Genomic DNA, 23,526 nt, shown 5'->3' with positions numbered 1-23,526 from the left:
CCTTGATCGAGTGGGGTTCACGGAAACTCTACCCAAGGGCCGGAAGTCGGAACGGATGCCGCCCCCCCGGCCGATCGCGGGAAAACCACGTCCCTGCACTAGCGGAAAGAAAGGCGATTCCTTCGCTTTCCGTCGCGTGAAATTCCCGTGAATCGGGCGGGATGCTGGCATAGGCTGACCGCATGGTGAGCCTGACCGCGGACATGAGTCCCCTCCACCCCGACCGCAACCTCGCACTCGAGCTCGTGCGAGCGACCGAAGCGGCGGCGATCCGCGCGGTGCCGTTCATCGGCCGCGGCGCCAAGGAGGCGGCCGACGGGGCGGCCGTCGACGCGATGCGCGCCTTCTTCACCACCGTGAACTTCGACGGCACGATCGTCATCGGCGAGGGCGAGAAGGACGAAGCGCCGATGCTCTACAACGGCGAGCGTGTCGGCAATGGCCGTGGACCGCAGGCCGACGTCGCGGTCGATCCGATCGACGGGACCTCTCTCACGGCGGCCGGGCGCAACAACGCTCTCTCCGTGATCGCCGTCTCCGACCACGGCACGATGCTCGACGCGTCGAGCGTCTTCTACATGGACAAGCTCGTCACCGGCCCCGCGGGCGTGGGCGTCGTCGACATCCGCCTGCCCATCGGCGAGAACATCCGCCGGCTCGCGAAGGCCCTCGACAAGCCCGTCGACGAGCTGGTGGTCTCCGTGCTGCACCGCCCCCGCCACGAGCGCCTCATCGAAGAGATCCGCGAGGCCGGCGCGGGCACGCGACTGATGAGCGACGGCGACGTCGCAGGCGGCATCAACGCCGCGCGCCACAACGCCCGCACCGACATGTGCGTCGGCGTGGGCGGCAGCCCCGAAGGCATCGTCACCGCGTGCGCGATCAAGGCGCTCGGGGGTCACATCCAGGGCCGCCTCTGGCCCCGCGACGACGACGAGAAGCAGCGCGGCATCGACGCAGGCCTGAAACTCGACGGCTACGTCTACGAGGCCGATGACCTCGTGAAGGGCAACAACACGATCTTCGTCGCGACCGGCGTCACCGACGGCGCGCTCGTCGCCGGCGTCCGACGCGAGGGCGGGTACGTCTACACCGAGAGCGTCGTGCTGCGCGGCGCGTCGGGCACGCTGCGCCGGATCTCGTCGGAGCACCTCGTCTCGAAGTGGCTCTGACCGTCTGACGCTGAACGGCCGCGGTGGTGCGACACGTGATGCCGCCGTGACCGTTTCGTGACCGGCCTCCGAGGGAACTCTGGCAGAATCTTCAGTGGTGTCGATGGAGACACGACTGTGTTCCCTACTCGAGGAGTTGACGATGTCTGCGTACTCAGCCGATCCGTCGTCGCCCCAGACGGGCGCGCAGGCGGTGGTGGCGAACGCCATCGATCCCGCCCGCCGGCCGGACGTGCTCCTGCGGGTCCGTCGTGACGAGGGTCACGAGATCAGCGCCTGGTGGATGATCGGCGCGTTCGTCGGCGTCTCCGCCGCGGTCATCGTGCTCCTGAGCTTCGTTCCCGGCGGCGCCTGAGCCTCACTCGTTCGGAGAGGCGATGCGTGCGCGCACCTCGCCGAGCTCCGCGGTCGCGGAGCGACGCGGCGGGTCGACGTCGTCGCCTGCGCCCGACCCACGCCGCTCTTCGAGCCCGGGGAGCGTCTCGTCGAGCATCTCCGGCGCCGTGAGGCGGCGCGGGCTCTTCTCGATGGCGGCGGGCTCGTTGACGGCGTCGAGCTTGGTCGCGTCGATGCCGGGGAACTTGCGCGCGCTCACCAGCACACGCGTCTCGAGCGATCCGGCGAACCGGTTGTAGCTGTCGACGGTGCGCTCGATCGCTCGGCGCAGGTCGTCGGCGTGCGACGCGAGAGAGCCGAGCCGCTCGTAGAGCTGGTTGCCGAGATCGAAGAGCGCACGGGCCTCTTGCGAGACGTCCTGCTGGGTCCAGGTGTACGCGACCGTCTTGAGCACCGCCCAGAGGTTGACGGGCGATGCCAGTGCGACGCGCTTGCCGAAGGCGTAGTCGAGCAGCGACGGGTCTTCTTCCAGGGCGGCTGCGAGCAGCGACTCGCTCGGCACGAAGCAGACGACGAACTCTGGGCTCGACGAGAGCCCCGCCCAGTAGGTCTTGCGGGCGAGGGCGTCGACGTGCGCCCGCACCGCCTTGACGTGCTTGTCGAGCAGGCTGCGCCGACGGGCGGCCTCCGCTCCCTGCGCCGTCAGCGGGATGGCGCTCGCCTCCAGGAAGGCGTCGAGCGGGACCTTGGCGTCGACGGCGATCGCCTTGTCGCCGGGGAGGCGGATGACCATGTCGGGGCGGCCGGCGCCGGCATCCGACGTGATCGATGCCTGCAGGTCGAAGTCGACGTGGCGCGTGAGCCCGGCGGCTTCGACGACGCGCCGCAGCTGCGTCTCGCCCCATACGCCGCGGGTGCTGCCCGAACGCAGGGCGCCGGCCAGCGACTCGGTTGTCGCCCGCAGCGCCTCGTCGGACTCGTGTGCGCGTCGCAGCTGTTCGGCGAGCGTGCCGAACTGCAGGTGCCGGTCCCGCTCGAGATCGTCGACCTTCGTGTGCATGGCCGCCAGCGTCTCCTGCACGGGCGCGAGCGCCCGCAGCACCGACTGCTCGCGACGCTCGCGTTCCTCGCGGGCCGCCTGGTCGTGGCGCGCCTGGCTCGCGAGCTCGCGGTAGAGCACCTGCTGGTGCTCCAGCTGGGCCTGCACGCCCTGCCGCGCGGCCTCCGAGCCGGCGAGCCGCGCGGTGAGGTCGGCCTGTTCGCGTGCGGCCCGTGCCGCGCCGCGGGCGAGACCCGCCGCCCAGCCGGCCATCACGCCGACGAGGAGGCAGGCGATTGCCACCACACTGATCACGACTGCGTCCATGGCTCCAGGGTGCCGGATGCCTCGGACATCGCCCGTGCGGCGGGCCGCAGCATCCGGTTCCGCGTCATGCGACGGCGAATGAGACCGCGGGAGCCTCGGCGGCCGCGATCTGCGACACCCGGACGCCGACCGCCTCGGCGAGGGCGTCGATGTCGCCGGCGCCCACGCGCCGCGCCGCGTCGATCATGACGTGCGCGCAGGCCATGGCGTCGGCGGTGGCGTTGTGGTGCGGGAAGTCGGCGAATCCGGCCTCCGCGGCGACGAACGGCAGCCGGTAGGACTCGAGACGGTAGACCCTGCGGGCCACCTGGAGACTGCACGCGTAACGGTACGGCGGGCATTCGTCCCCGGTCGCGTCGCACGCCCGCTTGAGCACCGCCATGTCGAAGCCGGCGTTGTGGGCGACCAGGATGTCGTCTGCGGCGAAGGCGACGATGTCGGCGAGCTGGCGGCTCCACGGCGCCGCGTCGACGACGTCCTCCGGCCGGATGCCGTGGATGCGGACGTTCAGCTCGAAGAACACGTCGTGCCCCGCCGGTGGGCGGATCAGCCAGCCTGTCCGGTCGACGATCTCGCCATCGCGTACCCGCACGAGTCCGACCGCACAGGCCGAGGCGTTGCTGGAGTTCGCCGTCTCGAAGTCGATCGCGGTGAAGTCCAGAGGCACATCCCCAGACTCACCCCGGCCCGGCTGCGCGGACGGAAGGCGCGCCGAGCGCGCGCTCTCGTCATAGGGTCGGAGACATGGCCAGTCGCGAAGAGATGTCGCGCTCGTTCGGGGCCGCCGCCGGCGCGTACGAGTCGGGCCGGCCCGACTATCCGCGCGAAGCCGTGGACTGGATGCTCGCTCCGGTCCGCGAGCCGGGCCGCGCTGTGCGCGTCGCCGACGTCGGGGCGGGCACCGGCAAGCTCACCCGCACGATCGTCGAAGCCGGGGCCGAGGTCGTGGCGATCGACCCCGACGCCGACATGCTCTCGAGCCTCCGCGAGCACGTCCACGGCGTGCCGACCTTCGTGGGGACGGCGGAACGGATGCCGCTTCCCGACGCTTCCGTCGATGCCGTGCTGCTCGGCCAGGCGTGGCACTGGGTCGACCCCGTCGCTGCTTCGGCCGAGGTCGGGCGGGCGCTTCGCGAGGGAGGTGTGCTCGGGCTCGTCTGGAACATCCGCGACGAGACGGATCCGTGGGTCGCTCGTCTCACGGCCGCGATGCACGGCAGCCACGCAGAGGAGATGCTCGCGGGCGACGGCCCCCGGGTCGCCGAGCCCTTCGACGGACTCGAGCCCCGCTCGTGGAGATGGACGCGCTCCATCACGCGTGCAGCACTCATCGACATGGTCGCCTCGCGCAGCTACGTCATCACCGCGTCGGACGCCGACCGGACGGAGATCCTGGCAGCGGTGAGCGACCTGTTCGACGAACGCCGGGTCACCGAGGCGACCGGCGCCGAGGTCGTGGACCTGCCGTACGTGACGCACGCGTTCCGGGGCCGGGCCCACGCGCCCCGAGGGCCTGCGCAGCGCGCCAGCGCTGCGTCGAGGGGGCGTGAGGATCGTTCCTGAGATCTCGGCGGGTCACGCGCGGACGGTGCCCACGACGTGCCATGGCCCGCTGGCCTCGCGGTAGCGCGGTTCGAGCCCGCGCCCGCTCAGCACCGCGATCATGGCGTCCGGCATGTGCGCGTACGCCCGGTAGGGATTGCCCGTCAGGGCGTAGAGGGTGTTGATCGCGCGCGCTGAGAACCGGGCGAGCACTGTGCGCGGCGGGTGACTGAACACGACGGCGCGGTCGGCCCGTCCGGCGGCCGCACCGAGCAGACGCTCGTAGTCCGGGTAGCAGCAGACGACGCGATGCAGCACGACGATGTCGGCCCGCTCCACCGCCTCGGGCGTGCTCGCGAGATCGACCCCCAGCATCCGTGTCACGCGATCGCGCAGGCCGGCCTCGTCGAGCAGCCTCGCAGCCTCGGACTCGTAGGCCGCGGACAGCTCGACGTTGGTCGTGTGGGACGCGCCCCGCTTGAGCGCTTCCAGCTGGATGTCGCCGATCCCCCCGCCGATCTCGAGCAGAGACGCCCCCTCGAGCCCGACCGAGCCCGCGAAGTCGAGCACCAGCGCCGCGCTCGGCGTGAGACCGCCGTTCCGGTACTGGCGCGCGAGCCGACGGGCGAACCGGGCGTTGAACTCCCGGTCGTAGCCCTCCGGCACTCTCGGCGCGCAGCACTCGTCCACGCGCTCAGTATCGCGTCGCACGACACGCCCGGCAACGGGCGAGCGTCGCGGCGCCGCGGTGTCGACGGGGCGGCGTACCGTGGCGCGGGTGCGCACTCTCACCGTCTGCAACTTCGTCACCGTCGACGGCCGCTACGAGGACGACGATCACGACATCGGCTCGTTCTTCGAGCACTGGCATCCCGACTACCAGGGCGCCGACACCTTCGACCACTACACGACGGCGCTCCTGCGCGCGTCAGACACCCTGCTGCTCGCGGGCCGCCGATCGACGCTCGGCAACCTCGGCTACTGGACGGGCGTCCGGTCGGACCCCGATGCGACCGACATCCGTCACCAGTTCGCCGAGCTGATCCTCGGGGTCGAGAAGGTCGTCGTGTCCGACACGATCACCGCGGACGACATCGCGTCGTACGAGAACATCCGCATCGTGCGGGTCGCCGACGCACGGGAAGAGGTCGCGGCCCTCAAGCAGCGCGAGGGGCGCGGCATCCTCGTGCTCCTCGGCCGGGTGCTGTGGAACGACCTCATGCGCGCCGGGCTCGTGGACGAGCTGCACCTCGTCACGTTCCCGCTGATCGCCGGGTCCGGCGTGCCGCTGTTCGACGAACGGCCGGCGGTGGCCCTGAAGCTGCTCGAGACCCGGTCGTGGGAGGAATCGGGCAACGTGCTGATGCGATGGCGCGTCGATCCGGACTGATCCTGGGAGGGACGGATGCCGCGGGGTGCGGCATCCGTCCCGCCAAGGCGCGGGGCCCACCTCGCCTAGACTGGATGCCCGTGGCTCTCACCATCGGAATCGTCGGTCTCCCGAACGTCGGCAAGTCGACCCTCTTCAACGCCCTGACCAAGAACCAGGTGCTCGCGGCGAACTACCCGTTCGCGACGATCGAGCCCAACATCGGCGTGGTCAACCTGCCCGACCCGCGGCTCGACAAGCTGGCCGAGATCTTCCACTCCGAGCGGATCCTGCCCGCCGCCGTGTCGTTCGTCGACATCGCCGGCATCGTCCGCGGCGCGAGCGAGGGCGAGGGCCTCGGCAACAAGTTCCTCGCGAACATCCGCGAGGCCGACGCCATCGCCCAGGTCGTGCGCGGCTTCGACGACGACGACGTGGTGCACGTCGACGGCGCGGTCAACCCGCAGAGCGACATGGAGACCATCAACGCCGAGCTGCAGCTCGCCGACCTCGAGACGCTCGAGAAGGCGATCACACGGTACGAGAAGGAGGTCAAGGGCAAGAAGCTCGACCCCTCGGTGCTCGCCGCGGCGATCGAGGCGAAGGACGCCCTCGAGCGCGGGGTGCTGCTGTCGGCCTCGGGCATCGACCTCTCGCCGATCAAGGAGCTGGGCCTGCTGACCGCGAAGCCGTTCATCTTCGTCTTCAACGTGGATGAGGCTGTGCTGACGGATACTGCGAAGAAGGCCTCGCTCGAGGCTCTGGTCGCGCCGGCCAAGGCCGTCTTCCTCGACGCGAAGATCGAGTCGGAGCTCATCGACCTCGACCCGGAGGACGCGGCGGAGCTGCTCGCCTCGACCGGGCAGGACGAGTCCGGTCTCGACCAGCTGGCGCGCATCGGCTTCGACACGCTCGGGCTGCAGACCTACCTGACAGCCGGCCCGAAGGAGGCCCGCGCCTGGACCATCGGCAAGGGCTGGAAGGCCCCGCAGGCGGCCGGCGTGATCCACACCGACTTCGAGAAGGGCTTCATCAAGGCCGAGGTCATCTCGTTCCACGACCTCGTCGAGACCGGCTCGGTCGTCGAGGCCCGATCGAAGGGCAAGGCCCGGCTCGAGGGCAAGGACTACGTCATGCAGGACGGCGATGTCGTCGAGTTCCGCTTCAACGTCTGACGAACGCTCCTCGGAAAGGCTTCCCATGACCGACACCACGCAGATCTTCGAGCCCGACGGACGCGCGATCCCGTACATCGTCGAGGGCGACGGGCCCATCGGCCTGGTGCTGATCGCCGAACCCGGGCAGGACGCTCTGGGTGTGGTGGGGCACTACCTCGCCGAAGAGGCGGGGTTCCACATCATCCGCGTCGGCTACCGCGCGAACGTCGATGCGGCGTCGACAGGCGATCAGGCCGACGACGTCGTGGCGGTCATCGATGAGCTGGGAATCGAGCGCACCTGGGTCGGCGGCCACGGCCGCGGCGGCACCGTCGCGCGCGCGCTGGTCGCTGCGCACCCCGATCGCGTCAACGGGCTGCTGCTGCTGGGCGTCGAGGACGAAGACATCGCGCTCGCCCCGGTGATCCCCGTGCTCATCGTGCAGGGTGCGGACGACGAGGTGACCCCGCGCGCGAACGGCGAGAGCCTGCAGGCGACGGCGCCCGAGCGCGCGAGCGTCAAGAACCTCGACGGTGCCGGTCACCTCTTCCCGCTCACTCACCCCGTCGAAACGGCGGTCATCGTCGAGGAGTACCTCGACTGGGACTGAGGTCCGGACGCGTCAGCCGATCGGGATCAGGTACGCGACCACGCCCACGACGGCCGCGATGGCGAACGCCAGCAGGCTGATGAACAGCGCCTTGCGCTGATCCTTCCGCCGGAACTCGGCATCCTGGATGCTCTCCTCTCCGCCGAGGTCGCCGAAGTTGTAGAGACCCCGGCTGGCGAACCCGACGCAGAAGTGGAACGCGGCCTGCAGGAACCCCTGGGCCGACAGGAACACCGGCAGCGCGACCAGCAGACGCCACGGAGCCGCCCACCCGAGGGCGAACGCGACGCCCAGGAAGACGACGGCGATCGCGAGCCCCCACCACCCCGACGCCCGGCGCCTGCGGATCTCGGCGGGACCGATGTTGCACACGCCGGGCTGGTAGACGGTCGTCTGGTTCATGGCGACATTCTGGCGCACCGCCTACGCGATCCCCGCGAATCGCGCGAGACGCGCCCGCCCCGCGCCGATGTTCTCCTTGAACCTCGCCGCGGCGGCGAGCACGGCCGGGTCATCCGCCCGCTCCGGAGCAACCCGCGCGGGGTTCAGCGACGTGGTGTTCGACCACGCGCGCAGGTCCGTCTCCTTCGACATCGCGAGCGACGCGTCGCCGCCGATCGTCTGCATCGTGGCCCAGTCGGCGGGGGTGTCGGAGTACGGCGAGGGGCGGCACACACGGTTCTTCTCGGCGTCGTCGCCGCGGGTCGCCTCGACGTAGCCGGAGAGCGCGGCGCCGTAGCAGGGGAAGCCGACGCGCACCGGCTGCGGGGTGATGGCCTCCGGGGTCCAGATGGGCCGCAGGCCCGGGTACTTCAGCCCTTCGGCTGCGCAGTGCACGACGAGAGAATCGGCAGGCACGTGCACGTCGCCGTCTGCGAACGTCAGGCGTCCACGGCCGACCGACTGCACGTGCCCGCGGCGGACGACGTCGTCGATCGTGCGGACGAGGTCGAGCTCCCACGTGGCGAGCGTCGGCGTCTTCGCCATCGTCGGCGTCACAGCGGGATCGAAGCGCAGCATGATCCCGGCATCCTCCATCCGCAAGAACACGTCATCGGGATCCGAAGCCGCCGCCGCGGCGGCCATCGTGTCGGCCGCCATGCCGAGGAAGATCGCCGGATCGGGCTGCACGACGGCACGGTTGAGCAGCCACGGGTCACGCGGACGGACCCAGGTGATCGCGTTCGCGCCGACGCCGTTCTGCAGCAGCCACACGCACGTGTCGGTCGCGGTCTTGCCGGCACCGACGATGACGTAGTGGCCGGGAGCCTCCGCGAGGCGGACGAGGTCGTTGACGGCCACGACGTCGGCGCCGTCCTCGACCGCGAAGGGCGGGGGAGTGAGCAGCGGGATGTCGGGGGACAGGTACCGTGCGTCCACCAGCCGGGCTCGGGGCGCATGGAAGCGCGCGCCGCTGAGCAGCGACACGAACCGGCGATCACCCAGATACTCGCTGCGGCCGTGGAAGGCGACCCTGCCCGACCGGACGAGTCGTGCGAGCACGCGAGCGTAGTACTCCGATACCTCCGCGGCGCTCGCGCGCTCGTGAAGTCCCCGCTCCGGACCGTCGTCCTGCAGCCGCCCGCCGCCGAGCAGAGTCGAGGCGACGCCGTAGAAGGCCGACGCCTGATGCAGCCGCACGAATCCGTACGCATCGAGCCAATGACCGCCCGCCCCGTGTCGGCGGTCGACGATCGCGACCGACACGTCATCGGCGGCCGTGGTGAGGGCGTCCACGAACGCCATCCCCATCGCCCCCGCCCCGACGACCACGTAGTCGACGTCGACGATCGCCTCCATGCGCTCATCAGAGCAGTGCGCGTGCGGCCCGTCAATGGCCCCCATACGATACCGAGACCGTGCACGGCAAGAGGGCGCGGCGAAGACTGCTCCGCACGCACAATGGTCGCGTGGGCGAGAACGAGGAACCCCAGGTCGGTCCCGCGCCGCTCGCGGCGCCGTCCGATGAGCCGCTTGCGCACCCCGACCCCCACCGCGCGACCGTCCTGGTGGTCGGCGTGGTGGCCACGGTGCTCTTCGTGATGCTGCGCTTCGCGGTGGCGCTGGGCGGGCACGATCCGCTCGCTGTCGACCTCTGGTGGGACGATGTCATGCTCGCGGGCTTGACCGACGTGGGGCTGGTGATCGCCTGGGTGCCCTCCGTCATCGGCGGCGTGGTGGGTGCGCCTGTGGTCGGGATCCTGATCATCGCGATCTTCCTCTGGCGGCGGCGGCGATGGGAAGCTGCGACCCTCGCGGTGGCCATCGTGACCGTGACGGCGATCGGTGCACCGATGGCCGCGATCATCGCGCGGGTGCGGCCGGCTGATTCGCTCGCCGAGAGCGTGGCCACCTCGTTCCCGTCCGGTCACACCGCCGTGGCGACGACCATCGCCGTGACGCTCGGGCTGCTGCTGCGCCGCTGGTACGTCTGGACGCTCGGAGCGCTCTGGGTCGCCTGGATGATGTGGAGCCGCACCTACCTGCACGCCCACTGGGCGAGCGACGTGCTTGCGGGGCTGCTGGAGGGCATCGCCGTGGCCTGCCTCGTGTGGAGCGCAGCCCAGGCCTATCGGATCCGGCGCGCCAGGCGGTCCGCGCCGCCCGCTGCGTGAGCACGGTTCCCCGCCCGAGTGCAAGCCCCATCCCGCGCAGCTGCGCCGGAGATACGCTTCGCGAATGACCACTGCGAAAGGTGCGGCGCGGGCCGCGACCGACTCACCCGTCTTCCGGACGATCGCCCGCATCGGCTACGTCGTGCTCGGCATCGTGCACATCGTGATCGGCGCCATCGCCGTATCCGTCGCCACCGGCGGTGCGGGTGAAGCGGACCAGGGCGGTGCCATGGAGAAGATCCGCGACACCCCCGCCGGAGTGCTCCTGCTGTGGGCGATCGTGCTGGGGCTCACGGCGCTCGCCGTCTGGCAGGTCGCCGAGGCGTTTCTCGAGCGGAACTCCGACGCCAAGAAGAAGTGGGGCTACCGCGTCAAGTACATCGGCACCGCGGTCGCCTATCTCGCCATCGCGTTCACCGCGCTCGTGTACGCGCTCGGGGGCAGCTCGGACTCCTCGCAGTCCTCGCAGTCTCTGAGCGCGCAGCTGATGGACAGCCCGGGCGGCCTGTTCGTGCTCATCCTGATCGGGCTCATCGTGCTCGCCATCGGCATCGCGTTCATCGTGCGCGGATTCACCCGCGCCTTCGAGAAGCGCCTCGACCTCCCCGCCGGGGCTGCGCGAAAGGGAATCGTGACGTTCGGCGTCGTCGGCTATGTCGCGAAGGGCGTCGCCGTGGCGGTGACGGGAGCGCTGTTCGTGGTCGCCGCCTTCACGCACGATCCCGAGGCGGCGGGTGGACTGGACGGCGCCTTGCACACCTTGGCGGGCCTGCCGCTCGGATCGGTCATCCTGTGGGTGGTCGCGGCGGGACTGATCATCTACGGCGTCTTCTGCTTCGCCCGCGCACGCTACGCACGGATGTGAGCACCGCGGGGCGACTACTCGGCCACCAGCCCCGCACCCGACCGGAGGGCGGTCTCGCGCAGGGCCGCAGCATCCAACGCCGCCGCCGCCGCGCGGCGCCCTTCTGCGATCAGGCGCGGCACGTCGGTCATCCGCCATTGCGCCATGCCCTCCATCTCGGGCTGGACCAGCACGACCGACGGATCGGCGACGAGATCCGCAGTGCGGGTGACGGTGCGCATCATTCGCACGTTCTCCCACCTCGCGTGCAGCCGCACCACGATCACACGGGTGGCGCCGAGGGCCCGCGCCGCGGCGACAGGGACGTTGTCGATCATGCCGCCGTCCGCGAGCAGCGCATCGCCGCGGCGGATCGGGGGGAGCAGACCCGGCACGGCGACCGTCGCACGGAGGGCGGCGCTCAGCGGTCCCTCGTCGAGGATGATCCCGCGGCGCGTGCGCAGGTCGGTGGCGTACGCGGCGAACCGGCGGGGCAGGTGCTCGATGTGCGGGTCCTCGCCGAGGGCACGCGGGACGGCATCGACGATCGCGGTGGTGTCGAGCAGACCCCAGCGCGGCGTCATCGACCAACGCGCGATCGTGCTCCAGCGGAACGCGCGCGCGGCGCGCTCGATGACATGCGGTTCCAGCCCTGCGGCGTAGGCGGCCGCGACGAGGGCTCCCGAGCTCGTTCCGGTCGCGATGCCGGGACGGATGCCACGCTCGGCCAGCACCTGCAGCACGCCGACGTGAGCGGCGCCGAATGCGCCACCGCCACCGAGTACGAGCCCCAGCTCAGGGTCGTCGATCATCCGTCCTCCACTCGTTGCGACGGGGCGAAGGTAGCACTGCGCGTTGGGCAACGCCTGTGACGTGTGCCGATCGCCGAGGAGATTGACGCGTCACGCGTCAGTTGGGATCCTGGGCGGGATCACGGATCGGCACTGGGGCGAGAGGTGACTGCCATGGCGATGTCGACACGGGCGACGGCGGCGAAGGAGGCGGTGGATGTCGTCGGCTCCTACTTCTCCCGCATGCAGGTCGTCGCGTCCGACCCGGAGGCGCTGGTCTTCGCGTTCGGCAATCCGCATGAGATGGCTCTGCCCGGTCTGCCGGCGGCGATCCAGAGGCACGCCGAGCCGCTGACCGTCGACTGGTTTGCGTACAAGAGCAGCGAGCGGTCTGCGCAGGAGGTCGTGGCTGCCGCGCTGTCAGGAGAGCTGGGGCTGGAGTTCGATCCCCAGGACATCGCCATGACGCAGGGTGCCTTCGGTGCCATCTCGCTCGCGTTCGCGCTGCTGGCCGACGCGGGAGACGAGGTCGTGATCCCGGTACCCGGCTGGTTCTGCTACGCGCCGATGCTGCACGCCGCGGACCTCGTCCCGGTCGGCGTGGACCTCGCCCCCGTGACGTTCGACCTCGACGTCGATGCCATCGCGCGCGCGATCACCGCTCGCACGAGGATCGTCGTCGTGAACTCGCCGGCGAACCCGACCGGTCGCGTCTATCCGCGGTCGACCTGGGAGGCGCTCAGCGCGGTCCTCGAGGAGGCGTCGCATGCCCAGGGACGCCGCATCTGGCTGCTGTCGGACGAGCCGTACCGTCGCATCCGCTTCGACGGCATCGAGTTCACGAGCCCCGCCGCGCATTACCCCTGGACGGTGATCGACTACAGCTACGGCAAGGTCCTGCTCGCCCCCGGCGCGCGGCTCGGCTACCTCGCGCTGTCCCCCCTGATCCCCGCGGTCGAGCGGGAGGAGCTGCGCGACGCGCTCTTCCCCCTCGGGCTCGCCATCGGCTGGGGGTTCCCCGACGCGGTCATGCAGTACTCGGTACCGGAGTTGGAGACCCTCTCGCTCGATATGGCCGAACTGACGCGCAAGCGCGACCGGATGTACGGCGCACTCGCGGGCGCCGGCTACGAGGTCACGCGGCCGGAGGGAACTTTCTATCTGTGGGGCCGCGCGCCGGGCGGCGACGCCCAGGCGTTCTGCGACGCCCTCGAGGAGCGGGGCGTGTACGTCATGCCCGGCTCCCTGTTCGAGCAGCCGCATCATTTCCGGATCTCGTTGACGGCGACCATGACGATGATCGACCGTGCGATCCCGCACCTCCTGGAGGTGGCCGCGGACCACGACCGGACCGAATGAGGCGGAGGGGATGTCGCGTCGCCTGCCTTCAGGTCACGCTTGAGCCTGCCTGGGCGGAGGGACGGGATCCTGCAGCGACCTCGCGAGCAGCGTCGCTCCCGCCACGGCTGCCGGCATCGTCGCCACGGCGCCGAGCGGGACCAGGAAGCACAGCTGTGTCGCGACGCCGAACCCCAGCACGCGCAAGCGTCTGCGGTGCAGCAGTTCTCTACGGGCGCGCCTCGTCAGCCCGCGGGCGGTCAGCGCGCGCGAGCTCAGCTCATCGGCGATCAGCCATCCGGTGAAGAGCACCGCGAAGAGGGTGCTCGCCACCGCTCCGACCACGGGGACGAGGCCGATCAGCGCGGCGACCAGCGCCGTGCCGACGCCGCGTGCGACGAGCGAGAGCCCGTCCGCGACCGAGCGCCAGAACCCATAGTCGCCGTCGAGCTGCGGGGAACCGGCATCCTCCTCGACCGCTCTCCAGATCCGTTCGTAGAACGGCTCTCCCACCAGCAGCGTGAGCGCCGTGAACGTGACGGCCACCAGCACGAGCGCGGCCCCGAGCAGCGCGGTGCCCACCGCGACGCGGAAGACCGCTGCCCACACGCCCGGCCAGCCGTCGGCGAACGGCGTCATCGCCTCGGTCAGCGCCGGCAACGAGGCGCTGAGTGCGATGAGCCCGCCGAGGAACAGCACCCCGACGATCGCGGCGGGGACGAGACCGAGCGCCATGAGGCCCGGCCTGCGCCGCCATTGCGCGAAGCCATGACCCAGCAGGCCGACCCCTCTGATGAACTCGCGCATCTGGATCAGCCTAAGACGCCCTCCTCGGCTCGTCCGTGTCCAGGTGGTGTGGGTCGCGGAATCCCCGGCGGTGCGAGTCCGGATCGATCCACCACGCACTCGAGCAGATCTCGCGCCTGTGGCCTTCTGACCCGCGTCGTCAGCTCGCGGGGAGGGCGGTCTCCGAGACCATCGCGAGAACGTCCTCGAGGAAGCCGGCGACGATGCGGGCGTCGCTCGCCGGCAGTCCAGATGCGAGGCTGCGCAGCTGCATCGTGAGCGGGTCGAGGCGATCCGGGTCGATGTTCCGATCGAAGGGCCGGACGATCTTCTTGCGTCGGTCGTGCGGGTGCGCCTCCACGACGACGAGTCCGCGTCCGACCAGACGGTCGATGAGTGCGGTGCCGGAAGCGGGGGAGAGGTGAAGCGCCCTCACGATCATGGAGGGCGTGATCTCCGCCGTTTCCACCTGCTCGAGCAGGTAGCGCATCGCTGCCCGGTCCGTCTCATTCATGCCGGTCTGCTGCTCGCGTCGACGCGCGAGCTTCGCTTCAGCGAGTCGAAGGCGCTCGAGCAGCCCGGCCACATCGGGTCCGCGCCCATCGGCGGTCGCCGTCGACGGCGTCGCGATCTCCGTCACGAGTGCACTCCCTCGTCCGTCCCCCGCTCACGGGAGAGCGAAAGGATGCGTTTCATTCGACCACAGAAATCTTGCATACGAAACCTTCTGTCAGCGAACTGTAAGTGCAATCAACGTCTGATGATGAATGATTCACTAGTAAAAAGTCAGATATCAAACTATTCTGGAAGCACGTCTCCGAGAGGAGCGGTCCACATGGCTGAACTCGCCTACGGTGCCGAAGGCACCCCCATCTACATCCCGGAGCACCTCCTCGCGCACGTCAAGGTGGTCGTCACGACCAAACTGCGCCGCCACGAGAGCTTCATGATGTCGTGGCGTCACACCGACGGCTCAGGACGCTCGTCCGTCTGGCTGGAGCAGTCGATCCCGCTCCGCTTCACCTTCGAGAGCGTCGACGAGCCTCGGATCGACCCCGCTCTGCTGTCTCGCCTCGCTGCTGGGGCCAACTCCAACGCCGGCCTCATCCTCGAGCTCGACGAGATCCACCCGCTGGGTCCGCCGGCGACCGCCTCGCCCGCCCTCGAGAAGTCCGTGGCGTAGGAGGGGATGGGTGGGTGCCACGGCGCGCGTGTCGGGGCTCGATGGCAGGATGGGGCCATGCCTGAGTCGCCGGAGGTCGAGGCTCTCGCGCGGTTCCTCGCTGAAGAGGCGTCCGGGCGAGAGGTCCGCGGAGTCGATGTGCTCGAGTTCCGCACGATCAAGACGCGCGCCGCGCCCCCGGCGAGCATCACTGGACGCACGATCACCGGTGCGCGCCGCCACGGCAAGCATGTGGAGCTCGTGCTCGACGAGGCGAGCCTCGTCGTCTCGCTGGGGCGCCACGGATGGATGCGGTGGCTCGATGCCGCACCCGACGAGGCGGTCTCCCTCTCGGCTGACGCGCCGCCGGCTCTGGCGTCCTTCGAGCTGTCGGGCGACCGCAGCCTGCAGGTGACGGACGCCGGCAGCTGGGTGTCGCTCGGACTGTTCGTGGTCGGCGACGCCGGTGAAGTTCCCGCGATCGCGAAGCTCGGCCCGGATCCCGCCGACTCCGCGTTCACGCGCGACCAGTTCGACGGCGCGCTGGGCGGCCGCCGGAAGCAGATCAAGGCAATCCTGCAGGAGCAGGAGTCGCTCGCCGGCATCGGCAACGCCTACTCCGACGAGATCCTGCACCTCGCCAAGGTCTCGCCGGTGACGCACGCGGCCGCTCTAGACGATGGCTCGGCGGACCGGCTGTTCGACGCGACGCTGACGACCGTTCGCGGTGCGATCGATGCCCGCCGTGGTGTTCCCATCGACCAGCTCAAGGCACACAAGGTGGCGGCGATGCGCGTGCACGGTCGCACGGGCGAGGCCTGCCCGGTGTGCGGCGACATCATTCGCGATCTGACGTTCGCGGGCACGTCGGCGCAGTACTGCCCGACCTGCCAGAACGGGGGAGTGCCGCTCTGAGTGGGAGCCATCCGCGATCCGGGCGGCCGACGTCGGTGTTCCCGTGGGTAGCATGGTCGCTATGACGACTTCGCAGCAGCCGGCCCCGATCACCCTCGCACCCGTCCCCGACGAGAAGAACCTCCTGACGGTGGTCGAGTCCGCCGGTTCGTGCTGCGGCGGCGGCAGCTGCAGCATCGACTGACCCGCCCTCCCGTTCACGCCACGACGCGCCGGCGATGACCGACGAACAGCTTCACATCACCCCGCGGGTCGGCCGCATCCTCATGTCGGAGGAGGCGATCTACGGCCTGATCCTCGTATCGGGGATGATCGTCGTCTCGGCGCGGGGCACCTCCTGGGAGGCGTTCGTCACCGTCACGGTCACGGTGATCGTCTTCTTCGCTGCTCACGTGTTCGCCGGCACTCTCGGTCGCCTGGCCGCCACCGATGGTCATGCCGGGCTCCGCGCCAGTCTCCGCGCGTCCGCACGTCAATCCGGCGGCATGCTCATCGCGTCCGTGCCGCCGCTCATCATCCTGCTGCTGGGTGCGACGCGCGTCATCGAAGACACCGCCGCGCTCTGGGCGGCGCTCATCGCCAACACCGTGTTGCTCGGCGCCCTGGGCTGGATCGCCGTCGCGCGCTGGAGCACGCACTGGCTTCCGCGCATCCTGAGCGCACTCATCACCGCCGCTTTCGGCGGAGTGCTCATCCTCTTGAAGGCCGTCATCCACCACTGACGTCGCCGCGTGCGGCCTGCGCCGGCGCGAGCAGGGCCGCGACCAGCGCGGGGTTGAGGCCCGGTACGTCGTCGACGGGGACCGCCAGGGCCAGCAGCGCCCGGCTGAAGTAGTTCCGCACGGCGGCGGCGAGCGTGATGTCGACGATCTGCCGATCGGTGAACCCGAGATCGCGGAGGCGCTGCGTGTCGGCGTCGGTCATGGTCGCGGCATCCGTCGAGACCTTCTCGGCGTACGCGACCACCGCCGTGTCCGTCTCGTCGAGGCCGGCGTCCGCGCCCTCGCGCGCAAGCCGGGCGAGCTCCTCCTCATCGAGGAGGCCGGCCCGCAGGCTCTTGCGGCCGTGTGCGAGGAGGCAGTGATCCGACCCGATCGCGCGCGCGGCGCCGAGCGTGGCGAGTTCGTAGTTGCGCAGCCCGATCGACGGGACGATGGTCCGGACCAGCGTCTCGAAGGCCGCATGGGCCTCGGGGTTGATCGCCATCGCGCGCGTGTGCCCGAAGACGAAGCCGTCGCTGCGGAGGTCGCCGTCGTACATCTCGGCGACGTGGCCGGTGGCTGCGTCGAGGTCCGGAGTGCTCACGATCATGGTGCTGCCTTCCCGTCGGGTTTCGGGCGCATCCAGAATCGCGGATGCCCCACCCCTTGTCGAGGGGTGGGGCATCCGGGTGATACCTCTGTCAGTGACCGGCGGGCGCGCCCATCGGTGCGTCGACCGGCTTGCGGATGAGGAACGCGCCGACCAGCAGCGGCAGCGACAGGAACGCCGCCGTGAGGAACGCGGCGTGCGTGCCGGCGGCGCCGGCGGTCACGGTGTCGGCGCCCGACGACGCCGCGGCCGAGGTGGCCGCCGCCATGACGCCGAACATCAGCGCGATGCCCGCGGCGCCCGCGACCTGCTGCACGGTTCCGACCACGGCCGAACCGTAGGAATAGAACCGCGGCTGGAGCGAGCCGAGCGACGCCGTGAACAGCGGCGTGAACGAGAGCGCGAGGCCGACCGAGAGCACGGTCTGCGCCACGGCGATCAGCCACACCGGCGTCTCGGTGCCGAAGGTCGTGTAGAACCACAGCATCGCGCTCGTGATCACGGCGCCCGGGACGAGCAGCACCGTCGTGCCCCAGCGGTCGTAGATGCGACCGATGAAGGGACCGGCGAGGCCCATCGCGAGGGCGCCCGGCAGCACGACCAGGCCGGTGGTCAGCGGGTCGACGCCCAGGACGTCCTGCAGGTAGAGCGGGACGACGGTGATCGCACCGAAGAAGGCCATCGACATGATCGCCATCTGGCCGATCGAAAGGGAGAAGTTGGCGCTGCGGAACACGCGCAGGTCGAGCAGCGCGTCGTCCTTGCGCTGCAGCACGACCTGACGCCAGCCGAAGAGGCCGAGCGCGACGACGCCGACCGCCAGCGACACGATGAGCGTCGTGGTCGACGCTGCGCTCGCGGCCGCGGCATCCGCTCCGCTGCCGTGCCCACCGCCGCCCAGCTGGCTGAGGCCGAAGACGAGGCCGCCGAAGCCGAGGGCCGACAGGATGACCGACAGCACGTCGATCGGGGCGCGCGTGGTCTCGCCGAGGTTGTGGATCCAGCGCGCGCCGACGACGAGCGCCACGATGGCGATCGGCAGCACGATGCCGAAGATCCAGCGCCACTCGAAGTTGTTGAGGATGGCGCCCGCGAGCGTCGGGCCGATCGCCGGTGCGAGCGACATCACGATGCTGACGCGGCCCATCATGCGGCCGCGGATGGCGGCGGGCACGACCGTCATCAGCGTCGTCATCAGCAGCGGCATCATGATCGCGGTACCGGACGCCTGCACCACGCGGGCGACGAGCAGCATGGGGAAGCCGGGTGACAGGAACGCGATGAGCGTGCCGAGGGAGAACAGCCCCATCGCGGCGACGAACATCGTGCGCGTCGTGAAGCGGCGCAGCAGGAAGCCCGTGATCGGGATGATCACGGCCATCGTCAGCATGAATGCGGTCGTCAGCCACTGCGCGGCGAGCGCCGTGATGCCGAGGTCGGTGATGAGGTGCGGGATCGCGACGCCCATCGTCGTCTCGTTGAGGATGGCGACGAAGGCGGCCGCGAGGAGCAGCCAGATGACGCGGCTCTCTTCGGGGCGCAGTGTGGGGACGGCGCCGGCATTGCCCGCAGCAGCGGGGATGCTGCCGGTTCCGGGGTTCGTTTCGATGGCGGCCATAGGTCGTCTCCTCGAGGCTCGGATGGGCAGCGAAATACCACCCGAGGATGGCAAGCCTTCAGGATAACCACAGGTTCAGACATCGCATTCCCGCTTCGGGGAACGGATATCGGCGGGAATGGGACCCGAGGGTCAGCTGTCGGAGGGCTCGGGCTCCGCGTCGTCCCACTTCTCGGAGCCGATCGCGTCGGTCGGCTCTGCCTCGGGCTCGCGCTCTTCGAGGTTCTTCGGGAGGGGGTTCACGATCTCCTCGTGCGGGATGGCCTTGAGGGCGTCGATCTCTTCGCGGAGCTCCGCGAGGTCGCTGCCGTCGTGTTCGGGGAGGTCGGGCGTCGAGGTCATGGCCCGAGCCTAGCGTCGGCGGCGCTGGTTAGGCTGGCCACGTGAGCATGCGCGGCGGTGGGGGCGGGGGAGGACACCCCGGCTTCCGCCCGGTCGACACCGAGGCCCAGCGGCGGGCGAACGCCGAGGCGCCGCAGATCCCGGATCTCGGGCGGCGGGTCGTCGCCCTCTTCCGGCCGTACAAGTGGTCGATCGTCATCACCGGAGTGCTCGTCGTCGCGGGCGCCGGCATCGCGGTGATCCCCCCGCTGCTCGTGCAGCGCGTGTTCGACGATGCGCTGTTCCCCGTCGACGGCTCGCCGCCGGACCTCTCGCTGCTGTGGAAGCTCGTGCTCGCGATGATCGCGCTCTTCCTGCTCTCGGCGGCCGTCGGTGTCGTGCAGACGTGGCTCACCTCCACCGTCGGCAACCGGGTCACGGGCGACCTCCGGGTGAAGCTGTTCGACCACCTGCAGTCGATGGAGCTCGGATTCTTCACGCGCACCAAGACCGGCGTCATCCAATCGCGACTTCAGAACGACGTGGGCGGCGTCTCGGGCGTGCTCACGAACACCGTGACGAGCATTCTGGGCAACACGGTCACGGTCGTCGCCTCGCTCGTCGCGATGATCATCATCGACTGGCGGCTGACCATCATCGCCGTCGTGCTCATGCCGTTCCTCATCCTGGTGCAGCGTCGTGTCGGCCAGGTGCGCGCGCGCATAGCGGGAGAGACGCAGGAGTCGCTGTCGGAGCTCACGGCCATCACGCAGGAGACCCTGAGCGTATCGGGCATCCTGCTCTCCAAGTCGTTCAACCGCCAGCGCACCGAGTCGACGCGCTACGCCGACGAGAACGTCAACCAGGTGCGGCTGCAGGTACGTCGCGCCATGAGCGGCCAGGGCTTCTTCGCCGTCGTCCAGGTCATCATGGCGAGCGTGCCCGCCATCATCTACCTCGTGTCGGGCTACCTCATCGGCGGCGGCACCGACGCCATCACGGCGGGCACGATCGTCGCGTTCACCACCGTGCAGGCGCGTCTGCTCATGCCCCTCATGGGGCTCATGCGCGTCTCGCTCGATCTGCAGACGTCGTCGGCGCTGTTCGCCCGCATCTTCGAGTACCTCGATCTCGTGCCGGCCATCCGCGCCGCCCGCGACGCCATCGACGTCGCCGACGCCCCCGGCCCGCTCGGTCGCATCGAGTTCAGGGATGTGGAGTTCCGCTATCCGGATGCCGCCTCCGACACCCGCGCGACGCTCCAGGGCGTGTCGTTCACGGCCGAGCCCGGTCAGCACGTCGCGTTCGTCGGGCCCTCCGGTGCGGGCAAGACGACCGTGCTGTACCTCACGCCGCGGCTGTACGAGGCATCCGGCGGCTCCGTCCTCTTCGCCGGTGAGGACGTGCGGCGTCTCACGCAGGAGTCGATCATCGACAACGTCGGAATCGTCTCGCAGGAGACGTACCTGTTCCACGCCACGATCCGCGAGAACCTGCGCTACGCGAAGCCGGACGCGACCGACGCCGAGGTCGAGGCTGCGTGCCGCGCCGCGAACATCCATCACGTGATCGAGCGCTTCGAGAGGGGCTACGACACCGTCGTCGGCGAGCGCGGCTATCGGCTCTCGGGCGGTGAGAAGCAGCGGATCGCCATCGCGCGGGTGCTCCTGAAGGACCCGCCCGTGCTGCTTCTGGACGAGGCGACGTCGGCTCTCGACACCGTGTCGGAGCGCGTCGTCCAGGAGGCGCTGGATGCGGCCGCGCGAGGCCGCACGACGCTGTCGATCGCACACCGCCTGTCGACGGTGATCGCGGCCGACGTCATCCACGTCGTCGAGGCGGGGCGCATCGTCGAGTCCGGCACGCACGCCTCGCTGCTCGCGGAAGGGGGACTGTACGCCGAACTCGCGGCTCAGCAGCTCGCGACGACGAGGATCCTCCAGGCGGAGGACGCCGAGCCGCCCGCCGACCACCCCGATCGGCGAGCCGACAGCCCGCCCGACGCGCCCGTCCTCACCTCGGAAGAGGTGATGGCTGCCGGTCGCGGCAGTGTCGGCGACCTGGAGTGGCGCGAGGACTGAGCTCCCGCGCGGCCGGCCGCGGCGTCGTCACCAGAGCCGCGCGGCGGTGAGCGCCGTCGCGGCCGGCTCCGACAGCGCGACCCCGTCCGCGCGCGACGACAGCGAGCGCGCGAACGCGCCCAGTTCTCGCCGGTAGGCGTCGTCGACGTGGACGCGCGCGAGGTCGACGAGCGGTGGCAGGTCCATCGCGAGGATGAGGCGGACGCGGGATGCCGCGGCCCGCGGCTGGCCCGCCGCATCCAGCACCGCGATGCCGCCGGTGAGCGCCTCGAGGTAGTCGCGGAGCACGGGGAGCTCGCCCTTGTGCTGGGTGATCGAGGATCCGTCGGCGCGCTCGCGCCACTGGACGACGACGTCGGGGATCACGTCGAACGCACGGGCCCGCGTGTACATCTGCTGCGCGACGATCTGGTCCTCGTAAGCCTTGCCCTCGGGAAACCGCAGACCGGTGCGCCGCCACAGGTCCGTGCGGCTCACCTTCGACCACGCGACGATGTTGCCGGATGCCTCGGGATGCTGCTCAAGGGTGACGCCGACGCGTGCAGGATCCGTCGCAGCCGCGACCCAGGGCTGCACGCTGCCGGCCTCATAACCGCCGGCGCTGTCGGGGCGCAGGCGCACATAGGCGCCGAGCGCGAAGTCGCTGCCGCTGCCGGCGACGGTGCCGACGAGCCGCTCGAGCGCGGTGGGGGTGAGGCGGTCGTCGGCGTCGAGGAACCCCACGAACGGGGTGCGGACGAGGTCGAGGGCGGAGTTGCGCGCGGCGCCGAGCCCGCTCTGCACGCGGTGGTGGACGACCTGGAACCGCTCGTCCGCCGCGGCGGCGGCGTCGAACAGCGCACCCGTCTCGTCCCCCGACGCGTCGTCGACGAGGATCGCGACCCAGTCGTCGCGCGTCTGCGCGCGCAGGGAGTCGAGCGCCTCGGCGGCATAGAGAGCCACGTCGTAGCCCGGGACGATGACGGTCACGGCGGGGGTCACGTCCTGATCCTACGGGCGGCCTGGACGGCCGGGCTCCGCTGCGTCAGTGCTGCGTGCCGCTGACGGCGGCGACGGATGCCTCGACCGCGTCGGCGACGAGATCCAGCGGCGCGTTCAGCCAGCGCGGGAAGGTGAAGCGCACCGCGGTCTGCGCGACCTCCGGGGCGATGCCCATCGCCAACAGCACGTGGGAGGGCTCGTTGCTGCCCGCCGCGCACGCCGAGCCGCTCGATGACACGACGCCGCGGCGCTCGAGCTCGAGCAGCACGGCCTCGCCGCTCGTCCCGGCGAACGTGAAGCTCGCGGTGCCGGCAAGGCGATGCACGGGGTCGCCCGTGAGACGCGCCGCCGGGACCCGTTCGAGCACGCGGGCGATGAAACGGTCGCGAACGGCCGACACGCGAGCGGATGCCTCGACCCGTTCGGCTTCGGCGAGCTCCAGCGCGGTCGCGAAACCCACCGCGCCGGCGACGTCCTCGGTGCCGCTGCGACGGCCGCGCTCCTGACCGCCCCCGTGCATGAGGGGCTCCAGCGGAATCCTGCCGCGGACGGCCAGCACGCCCGAGCCCTTCGGCGCGCCGAGCTTGTGCCCGGCCAGGGAGATCGCGTCATACCCGAGCTCGTCCGCCGACAGCGTGAGCCAGCCCGCCGCCTGGACGCCGTCCAGGTGCAGGGGGATGCGCCGCTCCCGAGCGACGGCGGCCAGGCTCGCAGCATCCTGCACCGTCCCCACCTCGTTGTTCGCGTAGCCGATGCTCACCAGGACCGTGTCGTCGCGAAGGCTTTGCGCGACGGCGTCCGTCGACAGGCGCGCGTGCTCGTCGACGGGCACGCGCGTCGCCGAGAAGCCGTGCACACGCTCGAGATAGTCGACCGATTCGAGCACGGACTCGTGCTCGATCGGCGTGGTGACGACGTGTGCGCGACGATCATCGCGGCGCTGGGCAGCGGCGATCGCGATGCCCTTGATCGCGAGGTTGTTGGCCTCCGTGCCGCCGGACGTGAAGACGACGTCGCCGGCGCGGAGGCCGAGCACGCGCGCCACGCGCGCACGGGCGTCGGCGAGGGCGTCGGCGGCCGCCTCGCCCACGGTGTGGTGGCTCGAGGCGTTGCCGTACCAGCGGGTCAGGTACGGCATCATCGCCTCGAGCACCTCGGGTCGCACCGGCGTGGTCGCGGCGTTGTCGAGGTACAGCATGCTCATCGGATGC

General features: G+C 70.5%; 27 protein-coding genes. 14 read left to right on the top strand and 13 right to left on the bottom strand.

Features of this window, described 5'->3' with window-relative positions; all coding sequences use genetic code 11:
• Positions 1-182 precede the first annotated feature (182 nt).
• Together glpX and J2Y46_RS18090 are read left to right on the top strand one after the other, a co-directional pair.
• A complete protein-coding gene (gene glpX, locus J2Y46_RS18095) occupies positions 183-1,172 on the top strand; it encodes a class II fructose-bisphosphatase (protein ID WP_045296764.1) in 990 nt (329 codons plus the stop codon).
• 142 nt (positions 1,173-1,314) lie between these two features.
• Positions 1,315-1,527 (top strand): hypothetical protein, encoded by a 213-nt coding sequence (locus J2Y46_RS18090; protein ID WP_045296766.1) that lies wholly within the window; start codon positions 1,315-1,317, stop codon positions 1,525-1,527.
• Positions 1,528-1,530: 3 nt separating this feature from the next.
• Here J2Y46_RS18090 and J2Y46_RS18085 read toward each other — a convergent pair whose 3' ends face one another.
• Both J2Y46_RS18085 and J2Y46_RS18080 read right to left on the bottom strand, forming a co-directional pair.
• Positions 1,531-2,874 (bottom strand): DNA recombination protein RmuC, encoded by a 1,344-nt coding sequence (locus J2Y46_RS18085; protein WP_045296767.1) that lies wholly within the window; start codon positions 2,872-2,874, stop codon positions 1,531-1,533.
• 64 nt (positions 2,875-2,938) lie between these two features.
• Positions 2,939-3,541, bottom strand: coding sequence for a 3'-5' exonuclease (locus J2Y46_RS18080; RefSeq protein WP_310244236.1), 603 nt, complete (start codon positions 3,539-3,541; stop codon positions 2,939-2,941).
• 77 nt (positions 3,542-3,618) lie between these two features.
• Here J2Y46_RS18080 and J2Y46_RS18075 point away from each other — a divergent pair, with 77 nt between their 5' ends.
• Entirely contained in the window at positions 3,619-4,437 is an 819-nt protein-coding gene (locus J2Y46_RS18075) for a class I SAM-dependent methyltransferase (protein WP_084695428.1), read from the top strand.
• A 12-nt stretch (positions 4,438-4,449) separates the two neighbouring features.
• Here the strand turns inward: J2Y46_RS18075 and J2Y46_RS18070 are convergent, their stop codons facing one another.
• Positions 4,450-5,106, bottom strand: a complete 657-nt coding sequence (locus tag J2Y46_RS18070; protein ID WP_045296812.1) for a methyltransferase domain-containing protein — start codon at positions 5,104-5,106, stop codon at positions 4,450-4,452.
• A gap of 88 nt (positions 5,107-5,194) precedes the next feature.
• Here J2Y46_RS18070 and J2Y46_RS18065 point away from each other — a divergent pair, with 88 nt between their 5' ends.
• From J2Y46_RS18065 to J2Y46_RS18055, 3 genes are all read left to right on the top strand, one after another.
• Complete coding sequence (locus tag J2Y46_RS18065; RefSeq protein ID WP_045296813.1) at positions 5,195-5,806, top strand: dihydrofolate reductase family protein; 612 nt, start codon at positions 5,195-5,197, stop codon at positions 5,804-5,806.
• Between the two features lie 80 nt (positions 5,807-5,886).
• Entirely contained in the window at positions 5,887-6,960 is a 1,074-nt protein-coding gene (gene ychF, locus J2Y46_RS18060; protein ID WP_310244230.1) for a redox-regulated ATPase YchF, read from the top strand.
• Between the two features lie 25 nt (positions 6,961-6,985).
• Complete coding sequence (locus tag J2Y46_RS18055; RefSeq protein ID WP_310244228.1) at positions 6,986-7,552, top strand: alpha/beta hydrolase; 567 nt, start codon at positions 6,986-6,988, stop codon at positions 7,550-7,552.
• A gap of 12 nt (positions 7,553-7,564) precedes the next feature.
• On the opposite strand, the gene J2Y46_RS18050 is transcribed toward J2Y46_RS18055, so the two are convergent.
• Complete coding sequence (locus tag J2Y46_RS18050; protein ID WP_045296771.1) at positions 7,565-7,954, bottom strand: hypothetical protein; 390 nt, start codon at positions 7,952-7,954, stop codon at positions 7,565-7,567.
• A 21-nt stretch (positions 7,955-7,975) separates the two neighbouring features.
• On the bottom strand, positions 7,976-9,352 hold the full coding sequence (locus J2Y46_RS18045; protein WP_310244225.1) for a pyridine nucleotide-disulfide oxidoreductase: 1,377 nt from the start codon (positions 9,350-9,352) through the stop codon (positions 7,976-7,978).
• Between the two features lie 110 nt (positions 9,353-9,462).
• On the opposite strand from J2Y46_RS18045, the gene J2Y46_RS18040 reads away from it, so the two are divergent.
• Positions 9,463-10,167, top strand: coding sequence for a phosphatase PAP2 family protein (locus J2Y46_RS18040; RefSeq protein ID WP_045296774.1), 705 nt, complete (start codon positions 9,463-9,465; stop codon positions 10,165-10,167).
• Positions 10,168-10,231: 64 nt separating this feature from the next.
• Entirely contained in the window at positions 10,232-11,032 is an 801-nt protein-coding gene (locus tag J2Y46_RS18035) for a DUF1206 domain-containing protein (RefSeq protein ID WP_045296775.1), read from the top strand.
• A gap of 14 nt (positions 11,033-11,046) precedes the next feature.
• Here the strand turns inward: J2Y46_RS18035 and J2Y46_RS18030 are convergent, their stop codons facing one another.
• Positions 11,047-11,823 carry a patatin-like phospholipase family protein gene (locus J2Y46_RS18030; RefSeq protein ID WP_052676668.1) on the bottom strand — a complete coding sequence of 259 codons (777 nt, stop codon included), beginning with the start codon at positions 11,821-11,823 and terminating at the stop codon, positions 11,047-11,049.
• Positions 11,824-11,976: 153 nt separating this feature from the next.
• Between J2Y46_RS18030 and J2Y46_RS18025 the strand changes: the two genes are divergently transcribed.
• Complete coding sequence (locus tag J2Y46_RS18025; RefSeq protein WP_310244221.1) at positions 11,977-13,161, top strand: aminotransferase class I/II-fold pyridoxal phosphate-dependent enzyme; 1,185 nt, start codon at positions 11,977-11,979, stop codon at positions 13,159-13,161.
• 33 nt (positions 13,162-13,194) lie between these two features.
• Here J2Y46_RS18025 and J2Y46_RS18020 read toward each other — a convergent pair whose 3' ends face one another.
• Together J2Y46_RS18020 and J2Y46_RS18015 are read right to left on the bottom strand one after the other, a co-directional pair.
• A complete protein-coding gene (locus J2Y46_RS18020) occupies positions 13,195-13,947 on the bottom strand; it encodes an EI24 domain-containing protein (protein ID WP_045296778.1) in 753 nt (250 codons plus the stop codon).
• A 139-nt stretch (positions 13,948-14,086) separates the two neighbouring features.
• Entirely contained in the window at positions 14,087-14,566 is a 480-nt protein-coding gene (locus J2Y46_RS18015) for a MarR family winged helix-turn-helix transcriptional regulator (RefSeq protein ID WP_052676669.1), read from the bottom strand.
• 195 nt (positions 14,567-14,761) lie between these two features.
• Between J2Y46_RS18015 and J2Y46_RS18010 the strand changes: the two genes are divergently transcribed.
• The 4 genes from J2Y46_RS18010 to J2Y46_RS17995 all read left to right on the top strand — a co-directional run bounded on the left by J2Y46_RS18010 (position 14,762) and on the right by J2Y46_RS17995 (position 16,725).
• Complete coding sequence (locus J2Y46_RS18010; RefSeq protein WP_045296780.1) at positions 14,762-15,109, top strand: hypothetical protein; 348 nt, start codon at positions 14,762-14,764, stop codon at positions 15,107-15,109.
• Between the two features lie 57 nt (positions 15,110-15,166).
• Positions 15,167-16,003: a DNA-formamidopyrimidine glycosylase family protein gene (locus J2Y46_RS18005; protein WP_310244213.1), complete on the top strand. Its 837-nt coding sequence runs from the start codon at positions 15,167-15,169 to the stop codon at positions 16,001-16,003.
• A 61-nt stretch (positions 16,004-16,064) separates the two neighbouring features.
• Positions 16,065-16,187 (top strand): hypothetical protein, encoded by a 123-nt coding sequence (locus J2Y46_RS18000; protein WP_275426024.1) that lies wholly within the window; start codon positions 16,065-16,067, stop codon positions 16,185-16,187.
• A 34-nt stretch (positions 16,188-16,221) separates the two neighbouring features.
• Complete coding sequence (locus tag J2Y46_RS17995; protein WP_045296782.1) at positions 16,222-16,725, top strand: hypothetical protein; 504 nt, start codon at positions 16,222-16,224, stop codon at positions 16,723-16,725.
• Here the strand turns inward: J2Y46_RS17995 and J2Y46_RS17990 are convergent.
• The 3 genes from J2Y46_RS17990 to J2Y46_RS17980 form a co-directional block, all read right to left on the bottom strand.
• Positions 16,712-17,314 (bottom strand): carboxymuconolactone decarboxylase family protein, encoded by a 603-nt coding sequence (locus J2Y46_RS17990; RefSeq protein WP_310244206.1) that lies wholly within the window; start codon positions 17,312-17,314, stop codon positions 16,712-16,714. The genes J2Y46_RS17995 and J2Y46_RS17990 overlap by 14 nt on opposite strands.
• 91 nt (positions 17,315-17,405) lie before the next feature.
• Positions 17,406-18,932, bottom strand: coding sequence for a DHA2 family efflux MFS transporter permease subunit (locus tag J2Y46_RS17985; RefSeq protein ID WP_310244203.1), 1,527 nt, complete (start codon positions 18,930-18,932; stop codon positions 17,406-17,408).
• A 132-nt stretch (positions 18,933-19,064) separates the two neighbouring features.
• Complete coding sequence (locus J2Y46_RS17980) at positions 19,065-19,274, bottom strand: hypothetical protein (RefSeq protein WP_045296787.1); 210 nt, start codon at positions 19,272-19,274, stop codon at positions 19,065-19,067.
• Between the two features lie 47 nt (positions 19,275-19,321).
• Between J2Y46_RS17980 and J2Y46_RS17975 the strand changes: the two genes are divergently transcribed.
• A complete protein-coding gene (locus J2Y46_RS17975) occupies positions 19,322-21,334 on the top strand; it encodes an ABC transporter ATP-binding protein (protein ID WP_310244701.1) in 2,013 nt (670 codons plus the stop codon).
• A gap of 27 nt (positions 21,335-21,361) precedes the next feature.
• Here the strand turns inward: J2Y46_RS17975 and J2Y46_RS17970 are convergent, their stop codons facing one another.
• Together J2Y46_RS17970 and J2Y46_RS17965 are read right to left on the bottom strand one after the other, a co-directional pair.
• Positions 21,362-22,315, bottom strand: coding sequence for a glycosyltransferase family 2 protein (locus J2Y46_RS17970; RefSeq protein ID WP_310244200.1), 954 nt, complete (start codon positions 22,313-22,315; stop codon positions 21,362-21,364).
• 43 nt (positions 22,316-22,358) lie between these two features.
• Complete coding sequence (locus J2Y46_RS17965) at positions 22,359-23,513, bottom strand: cysteine desulfurase family protein (RefSeq protein ID WP_310244699.1); 1,155 nt, start codon at positions 23,511-23,513, stop codon at positions 22,359-22,361.
• Positions 23,514-23,526: the final 13 nt, after the last annotated feature.

It is taken from the genome of Microbacterium sp. BE35, from assembly GCF_031457705.1.
Classification (GTDB): Bacteria; Actinomycetota; Actinomycetes; order Actinomycetales; family Microbacteriaceae; genus Microbacterium; species Microbacterium trichothecenolyticum.
This window is presented reverse-complemented; position numbering and strand designations above follow the sequence as displayed.